Origin of the sequence: Pseudomonas sp. LFS074 (assembly GCF_047978165.1) — a bacterium.
Taxonomy (GTDB): domain Bacteria; phylum Pseudomonadota; class Gammaproteobacteria; order Pseudomonadales; family Pseudomonadaceae; genus Aquipseudomonas; species Aquipseudomonas putida_P.
The window spans coordinates 408,120-428,145 of record NZ_JBFPFV010000002.1 but is presented as its reverse complement, the minus strand read 5'-3'; the positions used below and the strand labels follow the sequence as shown (position 1 = coordinate 428,145).

Here is a 20,026-nt window from a genome sequence, read left to right as displayed (position 1 = left end):
GGCGCGAAGCGGCCCCAGAATACTTAAAGCAACATACATATTTGGGGCTGCTGCGCAGCCCTTTCGCGACACAAGGCCGCTCCCACAGAAAAAGCGGAGCGCGGCGTTACTGGGTGACGGTTTCCAGCTCCGGTTCTGCGGACTGAGTGGCAGCCACCGCCTTGCGCATCTGCTCACAGCCCCACAGCACCCGCTCCGGTGTTGCCGGCGCGTCCACCTGTGGCTGCACGCGGTAGTTGGCGAGGCTGGCCACGGCATCCTTGATCGCGCACCAGGCGGCAATGCCCAGCATGAACGGCGGCTCGCCCACGGCCTTGGAGTGGAACACGGTGTCCTCCGGGTTCTTGCGGTTTTCCACCAGCTTCACCCGCAAGTCCAGTGGCATGTCGGCCACGGCCGGGATCTTGTAGCTGGCCGGGCCGTTGGTCATCAGCTTGCCTTTGGCGTTCCACACCAGCTCTTCGGTGGTCAGCCAGCCCATGCCCTGGATGAAACCGCCTTCCACCTGGCCGATGTCGATCGCAGGGTTCAGCGAATCGCCCACGTCGTGCAGGATGTCGGCGCGCAACATCTTGTATTCGCCGGTCAGCGTATCGACGATCACTTCCACGCAGGCAGCGCCAAAGGCGAAGTAGTAGAACGGCCGGCCGCGTGCCTGGCTGCGGTCGTAGAAGATCTTCGGTGTGCGGTAGAACCCGGTGCTGGACAGCGACACCTGAGCGAAGTAAGCCTGCTGCACCAGTTGCTCAAAGCTGACGATCTGGTCGCGCACCCGCACATGGCCGTTACGGAATTCGACGTCTTCCTCGGTCACCTGATAGTGCCGTGCGGCAAACTCGGTCAGGCGCCGCTTGAGGATTTCGGCCGCGTTCTGCGCCGCCTTGCCGTTCAGGTCGGCACCACTCGACGCTGCGGTTGGCGAGGTGTTGGGTACCTTGTCGGTGTTGGTGGCGGTGATCTGGATGCGGCTGAAGTCCACCTGGAAGATCTGCGCCACCACCTGGGCCACCTTGGTGTTCAGGCCTTGGCCCATTTCGGTGCCGCCGTGGTTCAGGTGAATGCTGCCGTCGGTGTAGATATGGATCAGTGCACCGGCCTGGTTGAGGAAGGTGGCGGTGAACGAAATGCCGAACTTGACCGGTGTCAGTGCCAGGCCTTTCTTCAGGATCGGGCTGTTGGCGTTGAAGCGGCGGATCGACTCGCGGCGTTCGGCGTAGTCGCTGCTGGCTTCCAGTTCGGCGGTCATCTCCTCGAGCATGTTGTGCTCGACGGTCTGGTAGTAGTGGGTGACGTTGCGTTCGGTCTTGCCGTAATAGTTGGCCTTGCGCACGGCCAGTGGGTCACGGCCCAGATGACGGGCGATATGGTCCATCACCTGCTCGATGGCGACCATACCCTGTGGGCCGCCAAAGCCGCGGTAGGCGGTGTTGGAGGCGGTATTGGTCTTGCAGCGGTGCCCGTGGACGGTGGCATCGCCCAAGTAGTAAGCGTTGTCGGAGTGGAACATGGCACGGTCGACGATCGAACCGGACAGGTCGGGCGAATAGCCGCAGTTGCCGGCCAGGTCGAAATTGATACCGTGCAGCCGGCCGTTGTCGTCGAAGCCCACGTCATACTCGACGTAGAACGGGTGGCGCTTGCCGGTCATGGTCATGTCTTCGACCCGCGGCAGGCGCATCTTGGTTGGCTGGCCGGTCAGGCGCGCGACTACCGCGCACAGGCATGCCGGGCTGGCGGCCTGGGTTTCCTTGCCGCCAAAACCGCCACCCATGCGGCGCATGTCCAGCACCACCTTGTTCATCGGCACGTCGAGCACTTCGGCGACCAGTTTCTGCACTTCGGTGGGGTTCTGCGTGGAGCAGTAGACGATCATGCCGCCGTCTTCGGTGGGCATGACCGAGGAAATCTGCGTTTCGAGGTAGAAGTGCTCCTGGCCGCCGATGTGCAGGGTGCCCTGAATGCGGTGCGGGGCGCTGGCCAGGGCGGCAGCCGAATCGCCGCGCTGGTGGGTGTGGCTGTCGAGCACGAAGTGCTTCTTGCGCAGTGCATCGACCACATCCAGCACCGGCTCCAGGTCTTCGTACTCGACGATGGCGGCCATGGCCGCTTTACGTGCGGTTTCAAGATCGCGGGCAGCGACAGCGAGCACCGGCTGGCCGAAGAACTCGACCTTGTCGATGGCCAGCAATGGGTCGCCGGCCACCACCGGGCCGATGTCTTTCAGGCCGGGGATGTCTTCGTGGGTGATGGCAATGCGCACACCCTCGAAGGCATAGCACGGCGTGGTGTCGATGCGCAGGATGCGCGCATGGGCGCGGTCGGCGGTGCGGGCGTAGACGTGCAACTGGTTGGGGAATTCCAGGCGGTCGTCGATGTACACAGCCTCGCCGGATACATGCTTGTCGGCGCTGTCGTGCTTGACGCTGCGGCCGACCCCGGTGGTCAGGTCCTGGCTGAACAGTTCGGCCATCTCGGCCTGGCTTTTGGCTACGTGATGGTTAGACATAAGCGGTCACCCGGGTTTCGATGTGCGGCGTTTGCTGTTCGATGAAGTACTTGCGCAGCAGGTTCTGCGCGGTCAGCAGGCGGTATTCCTTGCTGGCGCGGAAGTCGCTGAGTGGGGTGAAGTCCTCGGCCAAGGCCTGGCAGGCGCGCTCGATGGCGGCCTGGTTCCACGGCTTGCCGCGCAACGCTGCCTCGCAGGCACGGGCGCGCTTGGGTATCGCCGCCATGCCGCCGAAGGCGATCCGCACACCGCTGACCACACCGTCTTCGATGCTCAGGTTGAAGGCTGCGCACACGGCGGAGATGTCGTCGTCCAGGCGCTTAGACACTTTATAGGCGCGGAACGCCCAGTCACTGGAGGCGCGCGGTACGATGATCTTCTCGATGAACTCGCTGTCCTGGCGAGCCGTGATGCGGTAGTCGATGAAGTAGTCTTCCAGTGGCATCACCCGTTGGCGTTCACCCTGGCGCAGCACCACCTGCGCGTCCAGGGCGATAAGCAGGGGTGGCGAGTCGCCGATTGGCGAGGCGTTGCCGATGTTGCCGCCGAGGGTGCCCTGGTTGCGTATCTGCAGCGAGGCAAAGCGGTGCAGCAGGGCGCCGAAGTCGGGATATTCCTCGTTAAGCGCGCCATAGCAGTCGGTGAGCGGGGTGGCGGCGCCGATTTCCAGGTGGCTGGCGGTTTTCTCGATGCGCTTGAGCTCGGCCACGTGGCCGACGTAGATCATCACGGGCAAGGTCTTGTGGAACTGGGTGACTTCCAGCGCCAGGTCGGTACCACCGGCCAGCAGCCGCGCTTCGGGGTGCGAGCTGTACAGGTCGGCCAGATCCGCCACGGTCAGCGGCACCAGGCAGCGCTTGTCGCCGCTGTTCAGCTCGCCGGTCTGCGTCGGGGCAATGGCCTTGAGGCGGCTGATGGTTTGCGCCTGCTGGGCATCGAACTGGTCGCGGCAGGGCTGGCGGCAGCTCTGCTCGGCGGCGTCGAGGATCGGCCGGTAACCGGTGCAGCGGCACAGGTTGCCAGCCAGGGCTTCCTGGGCCTGGTGCAGGTCAGGGCCGCTGCTGTTCTTTTGCAGGGCGAACAGCGACATGACAAAGCCGGGGGTGCAGAAGCCGCACTGCGATCCATGGCAATCGGCCATGGCCTGTTGCACGCTGTGCAGCTGGCCTTGGTGCTTGAGCCCCTCGACGCTGATCAGTTGCTTGCCGTGCAGCGACGACACAAAGGTCAGGCACGAATTGAGGCTGCGGTAGCGCAGGCTGTCGTTGCCTTGGTCGTCCTGGCTCAGTTCACCGACCACCACGGTGCACGCACCGCAGTCACCACTGGCGCAGCCCTCCTTTGTGCCGGGTTTGCCCAGGTGCTCGCGCAGGTACTGCAGCACTGTCATGTTAGGGTCCAGGGCGTGCTCACTACGCAGCTCCTGGTTGACGAGAAACTGGATCACGGGGATGGCCTCGCAATGGTTTTATTGTTGTTGGGCGGACTCTAAGCAAGACCTGTCTGGCAGGTCAATATTTTTCTGACTCAAAGGTCAAGAAAATGCACGTATCCATGCCCAGCCGCACACACTGCCTCTATTCCAAGCATAGATCGCGCCGGGCGCGTGGCTGTCTGAAAGGTCAAATAAACCACCTGGCCCCTCTGCGCGATTACCGCCCAAGTACGCTACAATTCGCCCCTTGTGCCCAGTTCAATGATTTTGAAGGAAAACCATGACGTTCAAGGCCCCGGACAGCCTCTCCGAGCAGATTGCCGATTACCTGGCCGAACGCATCATCCGCGGCGAGCTGGCGCCGGGCGAACGTATCCAGGAGCAGAAGGTTACCCAGGCGCTCAACGTCAGCCGCGGCTCGGTGCGCGAAGCACTGCTGATCCTCGAACGCCGCCATCTGGTGGCGATCCTGCCGCGACGTGGTGCCCATGTCACCGAACTGGACGAACGCAGCGTTCGTAGCCTGTGCTCGCTGATGGGCGAGTTCTACATCCTGCTGGGCAATGCGGTTGCGCAAAAATGGCGCACCGAAGCCGACCTGCGCCCGTTTCTGGAGATCCAGCAGCGGCTGCAGCGTGCCCATGACCAGCTCGATATCAAGACCTTCATCGCCGACAGTTTTGCGGTCATGCGTGCGGCCTATCCGTTCGCCGACAACCCGTTCCTGCAGGAAACCGTGGAAAACCTGCAACCGGCCATGAGCCGTGCCTATTACCTGTCGCTGGACCAGCGCCAGGCCAACATGATCGACTATCTCGACCTGTTCGCCCGCCTGCTCGAAGCCGTGGTCTCCCGCGACCTGCCGCGCATTCGCGAGGTGCTCACCGCCTATGGCCAGCGCAGCTGCGAACTGGTGCTGGCGGCACTGGCCAGAGGCTGACCGATGCGCCTGAAGTGCATTCGCCTGGCCGGGTTCAAGTCGTTCGTCGACCCGACCACGGTCAACTTCCCCAGCAACATGGCGGCCGTGGTCGGCCCAAACGGCTGCGGCAAGTCCAATATCATCGACGCGGTGCGTTGGGTGATGGGCGAAAGTTCGGCGAAAAACCTGCGCGGCGAGGCGATGACCGACGTCATCTTCAACGGCTCCAGTGGCCGCAAGCCGGTCAGCCAGGCCAGTATCGAACTGGTGTTCGACAACAGCGAAACCACCCTGGTCGGCGAGTATGCCGCCTACGCCGAGATTTCGATCCGCCGCAAGGTTACCCGCGACGGGCAGAACAGCTATTACCTCAACGGCACCAAGTGCCGCCGGCGTGACATCACCGATATCTTCCTCGGAACGGGTCTGGGGCCGCGCAGTTACTCGATCATCGAGCAGGGCATGATCTCCAAGCTGATCGAGGCCAAGCCCGAGGAGCTGCGCAACTTCATCGAGGAAGCGGCGGGCATTTCCAAATACAAGGAGCGCCGCCGCGAAACCGAGAACCGCATCCGCCGCACCCAGGAAAACCTGGCGCGTCTGACCGACCTGCGCGAAGAGCTCGAGCGCCAGCTGGAGCGTCTGCATCGCCAGGCCCAGGCCGCCGAGAAGTACCGTGAGTACAAGGCTCAGGAGCGGCAGATGAAAGCGCGCCTGTCTGCCTTGCGCTGGCGAGGCCTGGACGAACAAGTCCGCCAGCGCGAATCGGTGATCGGCGACCAGGGCGTTTCTCACGAGGCGCTGGTGGCCGAGCAGCGCAATGCCGATGCCAGTATCGAACGCCTGCGCGACGGTCATCACGAACTGTCCGAACGCTTCAACCAGGTGCAGGGCCGTTTCTACTCGGTGGCCGGTGACATCGCCCGGGTCGAGCAGAGCATTCAGCACGGCCAGCAGCGCCTGCGCCAGTTGCAGGACGACTTCAAGGAAGCCGAGCGCACACGCCTGGAAACCGAATCGCACCTGGGGCACGACCGTACCTTGCTGGCAACCCTGAGCGAAGAGCTGGTCATGCTCGAACCCGAGCAGGAAATGACCCTGGCGGCTGCCGAGGAAGCCGCTGCCGCGCTTGAAGAGGCCGAGCTGGGCATGCACGGTTGGCAGGAACAGTGGGACAGCTTCAACAGCCGCTCCGCCGAACCGCGCCGCCAGGCCGAAGTGCAGCAGGCGCGCCTGCAGCAGCTGGAAACCAGCCTTGAGCGCCAGGCCGAGCGCCAGCGCAAGTTGGTCGAGGAGCGCGAGCAGCTGGGCAGCGACCCGCAGGATGCCGCCATGTTCGAACTGGCCGAGCAACTGGCCAGCAGCGAAATGCTGCTGGAGGAACTGCAGCTCTGCGAAGAGCAGGTGATCGAGCGCCTGGAAAGCGCGCGCGAGCAACTGCAGCAGGCCACCCGGGCGCAACAGCAGGCACAGGGCGACCTGCAGCGCCTGGGCGGGCGCCTGGCCTCGCTTGAAGCCTTGCAGCAGGCCGCCCTGGAGCCGGGCGCAGGTGCTGCGCAATGGCTGCACGGCCAAGGGCTGGAGCAACAGCCGCGGCTGGCCGAAGGCTTGCGGGTGGAGCCGGGTTGGGAGCTGGCGGTAGAGACGGTGCTTGGCGCCGATCTGCAGGCTGTGCTGGTGGACGATTTCAACGACCTCGATTTTGCGGGCCTGGAACAGGGTGAGCTGCGTTTGCTGCTGGCCGTCGGCGCGGGGGCGACGTTGCCCGGCAGCTTGCTGGAGAAGGTTGAGGGCCGTATCGACCTGGCGCCCTGGCTGGGCCAGGTCAGGCCTGTGGAAGACCTGGCTCAGGCACTGGAGCAGCGCGCGTCGCTCGGCGAAGGGCAGAGCCTGGTCAGTCGTGATGGCTACTGGGTCGGCCGGCACTTCCTGCGGGTACGCCGAGGTGGCGAGGCCGAAGGCGGCGTGCTGGCGCGCGGCCAGGAAATCGAACGCCTGGGCCAGGAACAACTGGAGCAGGAAGCGGCGCTGGAACAGCTCGATCAACAGTTGCAGGCCCTGCGCGAGCAGCAACTGGACCTGGAGGAGCAGCGCGAACAGTTGCGCCGCCGCACACAGGATGAAAACCGCCTGCACGGCGAGCTGAAGGCCAGTCTTTCGGCCAGCCGCGCGCGCGCCGAGCAGGTCGAGCTGCGCCGCCGCCGCCTGCACGAAGAGCTGGGCGAGCTGGAAGAGCAGCGCGCCCTGGAACACGAGCAACTGGGCGAAGCACGCCTGCTGCTGCAAGAGGCTCTGGAGCTCATGGCCCAGGACACCGAGCAGCGCGAACAGTTGATGGCCCGCCGCGACACCCTGCGCGAAAGCCTTGACCGGGTGCGTCAGGAGGCCCGCCAGCACAAGGACCACGCTCACCAGCTGGCGGTGCGCCTGGGGTCGTTGCGTGCCCAGCACGACTCTACCCGCCAGGCGCTGGAGCGCCTGGAACTGCAAGCTGCGCGCCTGACCGAGCGCCAGGAACAACTGAGCCTGAACCTGGAGGAGGGTGAAGCCCCGCAGGAAGAACTGCGCCTGAAGCTGGAGGAGCTGCTGGAGCGGCGCATGAGCGTCGACGAGGAAATGCGCCTGGCTCGCCTGCACATGGACGAAGCCGACCGCGAACTGCGCGATGCCGAAAAACGCCGCACCCAGGCCGAGCAGCAGGCCCAGCTGCTGCGTGGTCAACTGGAGCAGCTGCGCCTGGAGTGCCAGGGCCTGGATGTGCGGCGCAAGACCCTGCAAGAGCAGTTGCTGGCCGACGGCTATGACTTGCAAGGTGTGCTCGCCACCCTGGAAACCGAGGCCAGCGAGCAGGGTACCGAACAGGAACTGGAGCAGCTTGAAGCGCGCATCCAGCGCCTGGGGGCGATCAACCTGGCGGCCATCGAAGAATACGAGCAGCAGTCCGAGCGCAAACGATACCTGGACGCTCAGGACGCCGACCTGGTCGAAGCGCTGGAGACCCTCGAAAACGTCATCCGCAAAATCGACAAGGAAACCCGCAACCGCTTCAAGGATACCTTTGATCAGATAAATGCCGGATTACAGGCACTTTTCCCAAAAGTTTTCGGTGGTGGCAGCGCTTATCTGGAACTGACGGGCGAAGATCTACTCGATACAGGGGTAACGATCATGGCGCGACCGCCGGGCAAGAAGAACAGCACCATCCATCTGCTGTCCGGCGGCGAGAAGGCACTGACCGCCTTGGCGCTGGTGTTTGCCATCTTCAAGTTGAACCCCGCACCGTTCTGCATGCTCGACGAGGTCGATGCACCGCTGGACGATGCCAACGTCGGGCGCTACGCGCGTCTGGTCAAGGAAATGAGTGAAAGCGTGCAGTTCATCTACATCACCCATAACAAGATTGCCATGGAGATGGCGGACCAATTGATGGGGGTAACCATGCATGAGCCGGGTTGTTCACGCCTTGTTGCAGTCGATGTGGAGGCGGCCATGGCCATGGTCGACGCTTGATGCACGACGATAGGGGCACATTCTGCAGCGAAATGCCCCCGCCGTGTGCGACAGACGGTGTAAAGTTGTCTTTGGTCGTGCTAGCTTAATGTCACTCGTTTTTTGCGTGGGTAAAACGCCTGTCAGAACATAGAGTTGGCGCCACGTGTTAAAGGGCTTTGAACCCTTTGTTTTCAAGCATATTTTTATAGAGGCACGGGATTACATGGAAATCGGTCTGCGCGAGTGGCTGATCCTCATCGGCATCATTGTTATCGCCGGGATTCTTTTCGACGGCTGGCGCCGCATGCGCGGCGGGAAAGGCAAATTGAAATTCCGTCTGGATCGCAGTTATTCCAACCTGCCGGACGAAGAGGGTGGCAGTGCCGAGGTGCTCGGCCCGTCGCGCGTGCTCGATACCCACAAGGAGCCTGAGCTGGACGAAAGCGACCTGCCGTCGCTCAGCGCATCTGCGCGTGATCGCGAGCGTGAGCCCAAGCCGGTCAAGGCCAGCAAGCGCGGCAAGCGTGCCAGTGCGGCTGCCGATGTGCAGCAGGGTGACCTGAACCTGAGCGCCGAGCAGCGCGAGCCCGACCTGTTTGCCGACAGCGATGACGACTTTGCCGCCGACAACAACCGTAGCAGCGGCGCAGCGCCTGCCAGCAGCAGCGTCAAGGAGTTGCCACCCGCCGAAGAGGTGCTGGTCATCAGCGTGATCTCCCGCGACGAGGGTGGCTTCAAGGGCCCGGCGCTGCTGCAGAACATCCTGGAAAGCGGCTTGCGCTTCGGCGAAATGGACATCTTCCACCGCCACGAGAGCATGGCCGGTCACGGCGAGGTGCTGTTCTCGATGGCCAACGCAGTCAAGCCTGGCGTGTTCGACCTGGACGACATCGATCACTTCAGCACTCGCGCTGTGAGCTTCTTCCTCGGCTTGCCGGGCCCGCGTCATCCGAAGCAGGCTTTCGACGTGATGGTTGCCGCGGCACGCAAGCTGGCCCATGAACTGAACGGTGAGCTCAAGGATGACCAGCGCAGCGTGCTGACTGCCCAGACCATCGAGCACTACCGCCAGCGTATCGTCGAGTTCGAGCGCCGTGCGCTGACCCAGAAACGCTGATGTGCCCAAGTGGGCAGGCCTAGCCTGGTTCTGCCCACCCTGTTTCAAGTGCAAGAGCAGCCCAGTGCTGCTCTTTTGCTTTGCAAGAGATCCTGAAAGATGACCGCCGAAACCCGTATCCTCGAACTGCGTGCTCAGCTTCGCGAGCATAATCGCCTCTATTACCAGCTTGATGAGCCCATTATCTCGGATGCTGAGTACGACCTTTTATTCAGTGAGCTGCAAAAACTCGAAGCCGAGCATCCAGAGTTTCGGAGCGACGACTCTCCTACACAGATGGTCGGCTCCGATGTCTTGCCGGGTTTCAAGCAGGTTACTCATGATGTCCCGATGCTCAGTATCCAGAGCGTTTTTGACGTGGTCGCGGTAGAGGACTTTGATCGGCGTGTTGCAGAAGGTCTAAAGGTAGGTGGGGGAGACCTTTTCTCGCCGACATTACCAATTCGCTATGCGTGTGAGCCGAAGCTTGATGGTTTGGCTGTCAGCATCACTTATCGAAACGGGCTGTTGGTGAAAGCTGGTACGCGCGGTGATGGAACGACGGGAGAGGACGTGCTCGACAACGTGAAAACGATCGCGTCCATACCAAAAAAATTGAAAGGGGAGGGCTGGCCGGATTCTCTTGAGGTAAGGGGCGAGGTCTACATGACCAAGGCTGGCTTGGAGCAGTTGAATGTGTCTCAGGAAGAGGCAGGAAAAAAAACCTTTGCCAACCCTAGGAATGCAGCAGCTGGGAGCTTACGCCAGCTTGACTCAAAGATAACCAGGACACGCCCATTGGAGTTCTGTGCTTACGGTGTGCCTGAGAAGCAGCCAGGTATGCCGCGTACGCATGAAGAAGTTTTGAACGCTCTGTCCTCATGGGGGGTTCCCGTGAGCGATAAGCTTAGAGTAGTGGAGGGGGTCGAGGGCTGCTTGAGTTTTCATCGAGAAATTGGGGAGCTCCGCGACGAGTTGCCTTATGACATTGATGGAGTCGTTTATAAAGTCAATGATGTTCAAGCCCAAGAGCTGCTTGGCTTCCGTTCTCGGGAGCCCAGATGGGCACTGGCTCACAAGTATCCACCTGTTGAACGAGAAACACAGGTTTTGGGTGTGGATTTCCAAGTCGGAAGAACTGGAGCCGTTACCCCCGTTGCTCGGCTGGAGCCGGTACAAGTCGCAGGAGTAATGGTTTCAAATGCGACGCTCCACAACATGGGCGAAATTCGTCGCCTGGGAGTGCGCATTGGAGATACGATTCTCGTTAGGCGTGCAGGGGATGTGATTCCGCAGGTTGTGAGGGTGCAGACCGAGAAAAGACCGGTGATAACGACCGAAATTCAAATACCCTCAAAGTGCCCGGTTTGTGGCTCTCCAGTGGAGCCGACCCAGCTCAGAAAACGAGGAAAAGGTCGCGTAAGTGTTACAGAAGGCGCGGTTTATCGCTGCACTGGTCGTTTGGCATGCTCAGCGCAGCTGAAACAGGCGATAGCCCATTTTGTGTCCCGCCGGGCCATGGATATTGATGGTTTGGGTGACAAAACCGTAGAGCAGTTGGTTGACGAGGGCTTGGTTGGTTCTCCTGCCGATCTCTACAAGCTTGATCGGGATCTGATTATCGGGCTTGAAGGTTTCGCCGAGATTTCTACTGAAAAGCTAGTGGTAGCGATTCAGGAAAGCAAGAGTCCGGCTTTGGCGCGACTGATTTTTGCTTTGGGGGTGCCCGGTATTGGGGAGGAGACCGCCAAGGTTCTCGCGAAATCGCTTGGCTCCTTAGATCGAATTGGTAACGCAAGGCCTGAAGTACTGACCTTCCTTCCCGATGTGGGTCTTGAGGCTGCACATGAAATCCATGCATTTTTTTCTGAGGAGCACAACGCTCAGGTGATTCAAGATCTGGCGACTCAAGGTGTTTACGCAACAGAGAGTGTGAGCTTGCGTATTTCGGCAACGCTTAAAGATTTGATTGTGAAGCTTGATATTGCTGGCATTGCCGCAACCGGGGCAGCAAAGCTAGCTGAGTATGCAGTTGATGTGGCAGGGTTGATAAGGCTGAGTAGAGACTGGCTTGAGCTGAGTTCGCTGAAAGGTATCAATAGAGGTGCGAAGGATGCGTTAAGGGCGTTTTTCGCCGATGGACAAAACGAAAACGTGGCTAAGGCAAAAGCGATAGAGAGCCAGCTGATTGAATTTGGCATGTATGGGGCTGACGAGCCTCTAGGTGTAGATGAAGCCCCGCTTGCAGGGCAGACCTGGGTGTTGACTGGCAGCTTGGAGCGTATGAATCGCGATATCGCCAAGGAGAAGCTGGAAAGCCTGGGTGCGAAAGTATCCGGTTCGGTCTCCGGTAAGACCTACTGTGTTGTTGCCGGTCCCGGCGCCGGTTCGAAATTGACCAAGGCCAGTGATTTGGGGGTGAAGGTACTGGATGAAGAAGCCTTCATCGCGTTTCTGGAGGATCGGGGCATCGTTATTTAAACAGGCTTGACCGAGAGGGCGTGCAGCCTGGCACCGCGATAGCGTTGCGTAGCAGCCCTGTGAGTCTTGGGATTTTGATGAAGGAACCATGCTTGCGAGGGCTAACAACTCGAATGAGGGCTCCGTCGCATTTTAAGTACGTCGCCTTAGGTCGGGCGCACAAGCTTTCGGCAGAGATCGCAATGTGCCATTATCTACTGGTGTTCGCACAACGCAATTTTTGAGCCTGTCGCCCATCTGAGGGCTTTACTCGCAAAACTGCTGATGGCCCTCCACTACGTCAAGCCTACCTTTCGGCTTTTGTGACCAGCGTCGTCAGCTTCTACGCGGGCAGGCCTTAACTTGACTACTCGGAGCTAGAGAAATGGATTTCACAGTCATCGATGTTGAGACGGCAAACCCGAATCTTGCCAGCATCTGCCAGGTCGGAGTGGCTGTTTTTCGGGATGGAAAGCTCAGTGAAACATGGGGGTCGTTAGTCAATCCACAGGACTATTTCCATCCTATGAATTCTTCGGTTCATGGGATAAATGAAAGTATGGTTACGTCAGCGCCCTCGTGGTCGGAGGTGTACGCCCATATTTTGCCATTTGTGACAGGGCGGATTGTAGCGAGTCACATGCCTTTCGACCGAATAGCAACGCAGCGTGCTTGTCTTAAAGCCGGGCTCGACCATTTTGACTGTTCTTGGCTCGATACTGCCAAGGTTGCTCGCCGAGCGTGGAGTGAGTTTTCTCGGTCTGGCTATGGACTAAAGAATCTAGCCTCAAATTTCGGAGTATCCTTCGCGCACCATGATGCTGTAGAGGATGCGCGCGCGGCTGGCGAGATACTGGTTCACGCCATCAGGCATACGGGCTCGACCGTTGATGAGTGGTGCACATTGGTCAACATACCTCTGCAGGCGCAGAAGAAGCCGCTTTCCGTAGTCGCCGATGTTTCAGAAGGGCCCCTTGGAGGCGACATTGTCGTATTCACGGGGGCTCTTTCCATGTCGCGCCAGCAGGCTTCAGAGTTGGCGTCTCAAAACGGATGTGAAGTCGGATCGAGCGTGACCAAGGTCACCACTTTGTTGGTAGTTGGCGATCAGGACATCAGCAGGCTGGCAGGCCAGGATAAGAGCTCGAAGCATCGCAAAGCTGAGGAACTCTTAGCCAAAGGGCAAAATATTCGAATTCTAGGGGAGAGTGATTTTCTTGCCCTTCTGCAACCGCTTTAAATTTGATTGCTGTATTTACTTTGAATCGGGGTGAAGGTCACGATCATTCCCGTCTTAGTGCAGGTTAGGGTTCGTTCCTCTTCTAGATCGAGGTTGAGGTCCTCACCACGTAGGCCCTGCCATTGAGCCAGATAGTTTAGTGTGCCAAATTTCTCCAGCTTGACGAGGGTACGGCTCACACCGCCTTTCCATCCTAGGGGGGGGAGTTCGCCTTGCAGGCATTTTTCAACGACATCTGGGTTTGTTTCGGCCATAGCGCGGCCGATCTCCCAGCATTTTATTAGCCCCTTGTCCGCAGCTCTCCAGGTTTGGTCGTGGGTTAGGTGGGTTCTGAGCGGTGCATCGATGGAGCGCTGGACTTTCGTAGTCATGCATGGTCCTTTAGTCGTGCTGCTTGCCAACGAGTAGGATACTGCTGAGGATACGTGCCGCCAAGACACCTTCCTGATGTCACCGCTGGGCTGTGGCGTGCTCCTATTATACTGGGCAACATCCAACGCAGTGCCTCCTTCGTGGGCAAGCCGCGGCACCACAGATCATATGCAGGTTTGGCCTGGGATGTCGCCCCTATAAGTGCCCTCACCAGGAAACAGACCAGCACAACCCTGACAAGTCATTGAGAAATGATGACTTTTTCTGCCGCAGTGGTTGTATCTGCCCCAAAGACCGGTACAATGGCGCCACTCGCTGCTCAGCGAGGCATGTAGTGGTGGCCCCATCGGTCCCCCCGCATTGATTACCCGTTAACCTGGTCAGGCCCGGAAGGGAGCAGCCATAGCGGGAACATCGAGTGCCGGGGTGTGGCTGGTGGGGCCGCCTCCATTACGAAGGTCCTTGAATTCTCAAGGATTTCTCTCTCAAAAATCTCGAAGTGTGACAGCATTTAGGTACACCTGAGTGGTGTTCCACAAAGTCATTCTATCGTTCATCCTCCGGATTTCTCAATCCGACCAGCAGTCTGTTTTCTTGAAATGTTTTTGCTGATGTCCATACCCAATGGTGCATGAGCGCTGACGTATGGGGTCGCAGATTGAGAGCTTGAGACTGCTGTGGGGCCATCAAAACGTGAGGAATGATGGCTGAGCCTTGGTCTTCAATCCGTGTATTGGCTGCCCCTATGGCAGCTCGATGAGCCGCAAGGTCAGGATTGCGCCCCTCGATAATGTCATCGGCGATTACAGGGTTATTAATGAGCATGGCCCAAGGCTGGCGGGAGGTACATCTTAGATCTGGCAAACCCGTTTACCTCTAAGTGCTTAGGGGTTATCTGCTCAAACGTTACCAAATCGACTAGCATCCGCTTACGATACGAAGCCATCCCTAGCCTTAGCCCTAGACGTCAGGCCGATGCTGGGAATTTGACGCGCATAGAGAAAAATGGCCCTTTCAGCGATGGCATATGGAAACCGCATCTGGATAGAATGTGTGTATACCAAGTCCGATTATTTGCAAGGATCCAAAAGTGTCGGAACAGCATAAAGTGTTAAGCGATCTTCCTACTCTCACTGATGGCCTACATTGGGTGTCCGAGGTCGCCAGGATGAGGGAGAGAGTCGAGAATTGCCCTACACCTCATGTTATGGGAGTGCATGGGAATTGGGGGAGCGGCAAGACAAGTTTTATGCGGCAGCTACAGCGCGAGTTGGGTGGGATTTGCACGGATATCTGCGGTGTGCAAGGTGGAGACGACAGAGTTATAGGGAATAGCAAAGTAGTGACAATCTGGTTTGATGCTTGGCGATACCAGAATGAACCTAATCCTGTTGTTGCGTTGATTCAGGAAATGAGGCGGCAGTTTTCAGTAATTCCATCTGTAATCCAGAAGTTTAAGAAAATTGGTGAGATATCTTTAAGGTATACATTAGATGGTTTGAGTAATATCGGAAAGGCCATCGGTTATGAGACATTGCCTGATGTTAGTAAAATTCAAAAGCTTGGTGAGGAGTGGGAGAAATCGCACTTCGCTCAAAGCTTATCTTCGGATTCTATCCGGGATTGTTTGCACGGGACTATCGATTCTTTGCTCCCTGATGAGACGGGAAGTAGAGTCGTTGTCTTCGTAGATGATCTTGATCGTTGTAGCCCTAAATCAGCGTTTAAGCTCCTAGAAGGTTTGAAAATATACTTCAATATACCAAGCTGTGTTTTTGTCTTGGGTATGAATGAGGATATTCTGACCGAAGCTATTAGTTCGGAGGTTTTCTCGGGGTTGAAGACAGAGTCGGGTGAAAAACACTTACTCGCAAGTCACTATCTAGAGAAAATCTGCACTGATGTTTACAGATTGCCTCTGCCGAGCAACGCGGTCTCGATGTTTTCAAATCTGCTCTATACGGCAGGGGACAAAGATCAGGTTGATAGTTTTAACCTCGCAGTGGGAGATGGTTTTTTCTTGCCGCCTAATCCTAGGAGGCTAAAGGCTCTGGCTAACCAATGGGTGCGATTTGCTGGGTGTGTACCGTTTCCTGAATCTGAGGAAGAAAGAAAAGTTTGGTGCGTTAGAGTGTTAATAGCTGCATATATACATCAATTCCACAGAGATATGTGGGAGAGGTGGCATTTTGATCCAAATTTCTGGGTCGAATGCTCAGCTTGGTGTAATGGTGAGCGTAGTTTTAATGCTGAAGGGTTAGATATCTCCCCTGCTTGGGCTAGTCATCTTAAGTTGACTGCGAGAGAGTATGCTGGAGATGTTGAGTCAAAACCAGCTTGGTCATTAGAGTACCCGAACCCGGGAAGTATTAATATTTTTTGGATAGATGGATTGATCAGGCAATATCGCGACCATCTATTGCCCCGAGACTTTATCCCTCTGTTGGAAGGTCGTCAATATAGGAGTGGAGAGTGAATATGAGCGACATTTCTAAACTAAACGTTTGGGATGATTCTCGTCTTAGGGGGTATCTAGGGGCGATAAATCGTCGTTGTGGCGTGGTTGAGACTCTGGCATTACCAACCATGCGAGATCTGCCTCCTGTTAAAATCGAAACCCTCTTCGTGCCTCCTTTGCTGTCCACAGAGGCGGTTGATGCGGATATACAACCTGAAGACTGGCCGCAAGGGAAAAGCTTATTTGAGGAAATTGAAACGAGCCCTCGGCTTGTTGTTCTTGGCGATCCGGGAGGTGGTAAAACTACGCTGAGTAATTGGGTCGCTTGGCGTTTAACATCAGGATTGGCTTCCCCGCTACCGGCACGGCTGGCAAATGTGATTCCGCTGACTTGCGTGCTTCGGGAAATGCCTGCGGACTTTCTAAAAGAAGAATGTAACATCAATGGTCTCGCGACGTATCTGGCAAGAAAGCTTCTAGGCGAGGCAAAGTCCGAGAGTGTTGAACCAGTTTTGCACGAGTGGATCGCTTGCGGTAAGTTTATTTTGATTCTTGATGGTATTGATGAAATACCTGTGCAAAGCCGAGCGGCGGTTGCTAAGTGGATCAGAGAAGCGAGAGAGAAAGATGCTTGTGTGCTCGCAACGTCAAGAATTATTGGGTATCAAGACTTTCCCGTTGACTCTCCTGTTGTGGATGGTGCCTCTAGGAAAGAAAAAAAAGACCTCTTTATAAAGCGACTTCTTAAACCATTGGCTGAACCGGCTTCTGAGGTAGAAAAGGTCAGCGGAGCTTGGGCGGAAATTCGCTATCTCATGCCCTTTGATAAAGGTCAGATTTCGGACTTTGTCCGAAACTGGTATCGCCAGCGTTGCACTAGTGATGGCGAGGCTAAGTCAAGAACCTTAGATTTGCTGGGAGCTCTTAATGATTCGTCTGTAACATCCAAGCTAGCTCGCACACCCAATCTTCTGAGCTTAATGGCTGTGGTGCATCGGGAAAGAGCGCATTTGCCAGATGGAAAGGCGCTACTTTATGAAGAGATAGTCAATGCCTATTTGAATACCATCGATAGTCAGCGAAAAATTCTTCAATATGACGCACTTGGTAATCATACATGGCGGGATAAGAAAAGCTGGTTGTCATATGTTGGCTTCATGATGCAATCTACTAGGCTTAGCTATTCGCAAGAAGGAATTTTGGTATCAGAAAAGAAGGTAATATCTTGGTTGGTTAAAGCTATGCGAAAAAGCAAGGTGTCCAATCCAGAAGCCATGGCCGTCGAGTTTTTAGCGTGGGTAGCTCGGCGAAGTGGTTTGTTATTGCCGCGAGGGGAAGGTTTTTATGCATTCGTTCATTTGAGCTTTCAAGAGTATTTTTGTGCCTGTTATATTGAGACGGCTGTAGTATCGCCAGACTTTTTCAATTCGAATAACCGCACTAATTCAGCTGTGACGCCCGAACTTGTTTCTGAGTGGGCCATGAAATCTTCTTGGCTAGAAACCCTGATTTTCGTTTTTGAAATCTTATCTAACGAACGAAACGATTGTTGGGTAAACAGCCTAGTTCGCTCGCTTTTTCCTGCGTATCCAAAATATTCTCCAGTGCAGGGGTCGATTGGTTTTTTGGCTGCGCGGTTATTAACAAATAAACACGTTAAATTAGAGCGAGGCTGGGTCGAGTACTTGGCTGATATATCTTGTTTGATGGTTCATGGTGTTGCGTCTGATCCCTTAACTAATGGTGTCATAAATTCCTTTGCTGCTCTTGGTTTTGCTTATATTGTCAATGATGTTGAGGGCGAGTTTATTGAGGGGGAGGTTAGAAATCTTTCTGTGAGAGATGGTTTTGACCTGTCTAATGTAAGGATTCTAATTGTCAGGTCAACTGCCAAGGTTACAGCTGATTTTATAAGTAAATTTGAACGGATCTTTGTTATTGATTGCGAGGGTACTGACTCCGTTGACCTTTCGGGGTGCTGTTCAAAGTACATAAGCGTTATTTCTGTTCAGGATTCAGCTTTAAGAGGCTGTGAAGTAATAAGTGGTTTTAAGCGACTTGAGACCCTAAATCTGGTAAGTGTTGATCAATCAGGTCTTGAGCTGTGCAATGGCTCGTTGAATGTCCAGAATGTTATTTTCTGTGATGTTAATCTTGCATCTATTAAATTTGTTGAAGGTTGGAAAAAGTTAGACAATATCGATTTGACAAGATTGAATTTTGCTGATTTTTCCCCGTTGAAGTCGGCGAAGAAGTTGACTTATCTCAGTCTCGACAGATGCTCGGCGCTTAGTGACGTTGAGTTTCTATCCTCCTTAAAGAATTTGCAGTATTTGTCAATACATAACTGTCCGGTAGAGTTTATCCCAATTCTGAAATGCCAAGTTCCTCTAAGCATTGGGTTGATGGGGTTGCAGATCAAAGATTTCTCATTCCTGAGTAAACTCAGTTTCTTCGGTGGTGGAATGATTGAGGATTGCCCTATAACTACTTTGGAGGGTTTGAAGTCGACTGCGAATTATCTGCATTTAACTAATTTGCCGTTGAATAGTCTAGAAGGTCTACAAAATTTTGCATCGCTTCGATCAATGGCTTTGCAAAGTATTGACGTCAGCGATCTTACTCCAGTATCAAAGTTGAAAAACTTAACCACCGTAAAGCTGGATGATGTGCCTGTCTCAGATTTTAACTGGATAACAGGGTTAAATAAGTTGACCACCTTGCTTTTTTCTCGTACAAAAATCAAGGACATTACGCCGCTCTTGAGGCTTAAGAGTTTGCATGAGGTTTATGTATCTGAAGCTGAAGGCTTGGATTTTTCGGCCTTAGAAGATAAATCTAAAATTTCGATTTGGCGAAGCGATGAGTATTTTGGGTGAGGTTTCACAAATTTAGATGATGATGGGGTTATTTTATCCCATGTTTAAGTGGGTGCTGCCGTATTAAGCGGTGGCCCCCAGCTTTTAATTTATGAATATAATTTTTAGTATGTGAGTTAAAGTTCCCGCAGAGAAAGCCTGTCGGTTTACCTTGAGTAAACCTCACTACGGTGGTATCTAGATCGAGATGTTATGTTCGAATTAAGGAAGGTATTTTATCATGATGCGGTGTAAGTGCTATAATTGAGATGTGTGATTCTGCTCCCGTATTTTTAGGAGCTAATACTAGGTCTACTACCCACCGCCAAATATTTTAGAGCGTTATAAGAGCTAATCTGATAGTCCGTCTAAAGATAATGTCGTGAAACGCCCGCGCCTCTTAGCATTACGCGGCGTAGGTTAATTAAAACGGTTTATTTTTTAAAATAACCTTTGGTGCCTCGGGCAACTCGGTTAATAACAAAACGCCACAGCCCTGAAAGAGCCATGGTAAGGCGATTGAGTGGTTAACATTGGGTGGTTACGGGTTACTAAATGAGGCTTCCTAGTCCTGCTCTGGTCACGCTGCTGCTTTGTTCCAATGGCGCTTGGTGGTGGCCAAACTGATACCAAGCCTCTCAGCTGTCTGGCTCTGACTCAGACCGTTAGTCTTGCACTCCTGCACAGCCTTGGTGGTGTCTATCGCCTCAGGGCGTCCCAGCTTCTTGCCTTCTGCCTTCGCACGGTTGATGCCAGCGTGGGTGCGTTCGATCAACAGGTCACGTTCAAATTCAGCCACGGCACTCAACACCTGCATTGTCATCTTGCCTGCTGCACTGGTGAGGTCTACACCGCCCAAGGCGAGACAATGAACACGGATGCCAGTTGAATCCAGCTTCTCTACGGTTTGACGCACGTCGATAGCGTTACGCCCCAGGCGGTCAAGCTTTGTGACAATCAGCACATCACCAGCCTCCATGCGATCGAGCAGCTTTTGGAATCCAACACGCTCGCTTGCTTGGGTGGAGCCTGAGACGGTTTCTGCGATAACCCTTTGGGCTTGCACATCGAAGCCAGCAGCACGGATTTCAAGAATCTGGTTGTCTGTGGTTTGGTCAATGGTGGAAACACGGCAGTAAGCGAAGGTGCGGGACATGACAGAATCCTAACTGGTGTCATTTAGTATG

At 55.7% G+C, this 20,026-nt stretch carries 11 protein-coding genes and 1 other RNA gene; 8 read left to right on the top strand and 4 right to left on the bottom strand.

Annotated elements, in window-relative coordinates; translation table 11 throughout:
- Positions 1 to 106: 106 nt before the first annotated feature.
- Together xdhB and xdhA are read right to left on the bottom strand one after the other, a co-directional pair.
- A complete protein-coding gene (xdhB, locus tag ACNQP3_RS20045; RefSeq protein ID WP_019750775.1) occupies positions 107 to 2,506 on the bottom strand; it encodes a xanthine dehydrogenase molybdopterin binding subunit in 2,400 nt (799 codons plus the stop codon).
- A complete protein-coding gene (gene xdhA / locus ACNQP3_RS20040) occupies positions 2,499 to 3,953 on the bottom strand; it encodes a xanthine dehydrogenase small subunit (protein WP_003254319.1) in 1,455 nt (484 codons plus the stop codon). Before xdhA ends, xdhB begins: the two co-directional genes overlap by 8 nt.
- Positions 3,954 to 4,221: 268 nt before the next feature.
- On the opposite strand from xdhA, the gene ACNQP3_RS20035 reads away from it, so the two are divergent.
- From ACNQP3_RS20035 to ACNQP3_RS20015, 5 genes are all read left to right on the top strand, one after another.
- Positions 4,222 to 4,881, top strand: coding sequence for a GntR family transcriptional regulator (locus ACNQP3_RS20035; RefSeq protein WP_264316387.1), 660 nt, complete (start codon positions 4,222 to 4,224; stop codon positions 4,879 to 4,881).
- 3 nt (positions 4,882 to 4,884) lie between these two features.
- Positions 4,885 to 8,373, top strand: a complete 3,489-nt coding sequence (smc, locus tag ACNQP3_RS20030; protein WP_264316386.1) for a chromosome segregation protein SMC — start codon at positions 4,885 to 4,887, stop codon at positions 8,371 to 8,373.
- A 205-nt stretch (positions 8,374 to 8,578) separates the two neighbouring features.
- Positions 8,579 to 9,472, top strand: a complete 894-nt coding sequence (gene zipA / locus ACNQP3_RS20025) for a cell division protein ZipA (RefSeq protein ID WP_003254313.1) — start codon at positions 8,579 to 8,581, stop codon at positions 9,470 to 9,472.
- Between the two features lie 99 nt (positions 9,473 to 9,571).
- Entirely contained in the window at positions 9,572 to 11,932 is a 2,361-nt protein-coding gene (gene ligA / locus ACNQP3_RS20020) for an NAD-dependent DNA ligase LigA (RefSeq protein WP_264316385.1), read from the top strand.
- Between the two features lie 364 nt (positions 11,933 to 12,296).
- Entirely contained in the window at positions 12,297 to 13,151 is an 855-nt protein-coding gene (locus tag ACNQP3_RS20015; protein WP_264316384.1) for an exonuclease domain-containing protein, read from the top strand.
- Here the strand turns inward: ACNQP3_RS20015 and ACNQP3_RS20010 are convergent.
- The gene (locus ACNQP3_RS20010) at positions 13,148 to 13,522 is read right to left on the bottom strand and encodes a hypothetical protein (protein ID WP_264316383.1); all 375 of its coding nucleotides are present in this window, start codon (positions 13,520 to 13,522) and stop codon (positions 13,148 to 13,150) included. The two genes, ACNQP3_RS20015 and ACNQP3_RS20010, sit on opposite strands and share 4 nt — an antisense overlap.
- Before the next feature lie 345 nt (positions 13,523 to 13,867).
- Here ACNQP3_RS20010 and ffs point away from each other — a divergent pair.
- The 3 genes from ffs to ACNQP3_RS19995 all read left to right on the top strand — a co-directional run bounded on the left by ffs (position 13,868) and on the right by ACNQP3_RS19995 (position 18,860).
- Positions 13,868 to 13,964, top strand: an RNA gene (ffs, locus tag ACNQP3_RS20005) — signal recognition particle sRNA small type.
- 727 nt (positions 13,965 to 14,691) lie between these two features.
- Complete coding sequence (locus ACNQP3_RS20000) at positions 14,692 to 15,999, top strand: KAP family P-loop NTPase fold protein (protein WP_264317305.1); 1,308 nt, start codon at positions 14,692 to 14,694, stop codon at positions 15,997 to 15,999.
- Positions 16,000 to 16,001: 2 nt separating this feature from the next.
- Positions 16,002 to 18,860 (top strand): NACHT domain-containing protein, encoded by a 2,859-nt coding sequence (locus ACNQP3_RS19995; protein WP_264316382.1) that lies wholly within the window; start codon positions 16,002 to 16,004, stop codon positions 18,858 to 18,860.
- A 559-nt stretch (positions 18,861 to 19,419) separates the two neighbouring features.
- Here the strand turns inward: ACNQP3_RS19995 and ACNQP3_RS19990 are convergent.
- A complete protein-coding gene (locus ACNQP3_RS19990; RefSeq protein WP_264316381.1) occupies positions 19,420 to 19,995 on the bottom strand; it encodes a recombinase family protein in 576 nt (191 codons plus the stop codon).
- Between the last annotated feature and the right edge of the window lie 31 nt (positions 19,996 to 20,026).

Coding starts and splice junctions, on each gene's coding strand:
- xdhB (WP_019750775.1), bottom strand. CDS start 2,506: ATGTCTAACCATCACGTAGCCAAAAGCCAGGCCGAGATGGCCGAACTG.
- ACNQP3_RS20035 (WP_264316387.1), top strand. CDS start 4,222: ATGACGTTCAAGGCCCCGGACAGCCTCTCCGAGCAGATTGCCGATTAC.
- smc (WP_264316386.1), top strand. CDS start 4,885: ATGCGCCTGAAGTGCATTCGCCTGGCCGGGTTCAAGTCGTTCGTCGAC.
- zipA (WP_003254313.1), top strand. CDS start 8,579: ATGGAAATCGGTCTGCGCGAGTGGCTGATCCTCATCGGCATCATTGTT.
- ligA (WP_264316385.1), top strand. CDS start 9,572: ATGACCGCCGAAACCCGTATCCTCGAACTGCGTGCTCAGCTTCGCGAG.
- ACNQP3_RS20015 (WP_264316384.1), top strand. CDS start 12,297: ATGGATTTCACAGTCATCGATGTTGAGACGGCAAACCCGAATCTTGCC.
- ACNQP3_RS20010 (WP_264316383.1), bottom strand. CDS start 13,522: ATGACTACGAAAGTCCAGCGCTCCATCGATGCACCGCTCAGAACCCAC.
- ACNQP3_RS20000 (WP_264317305.1), top strand. CDS start 14,692: ATGAGGGAGAGAGTCGAGAATTGCCCTACACCTCATGTTATGGGAGTG.
- ACNQP3_RS19995 (WP_264316382.1), top strand. CDS start 16,002: ATGAGCGACATTTCTAAACTAAACGTTTGGGATGATTCTCGTCTTAGG.
- ACNQP3_RS19990 (WP_264316381.1), bottom strand. CDS start 19,995: ATGTCCCGCACCTTCGCTTACTGCCGTGTTTCCACCATTGACCAAACC.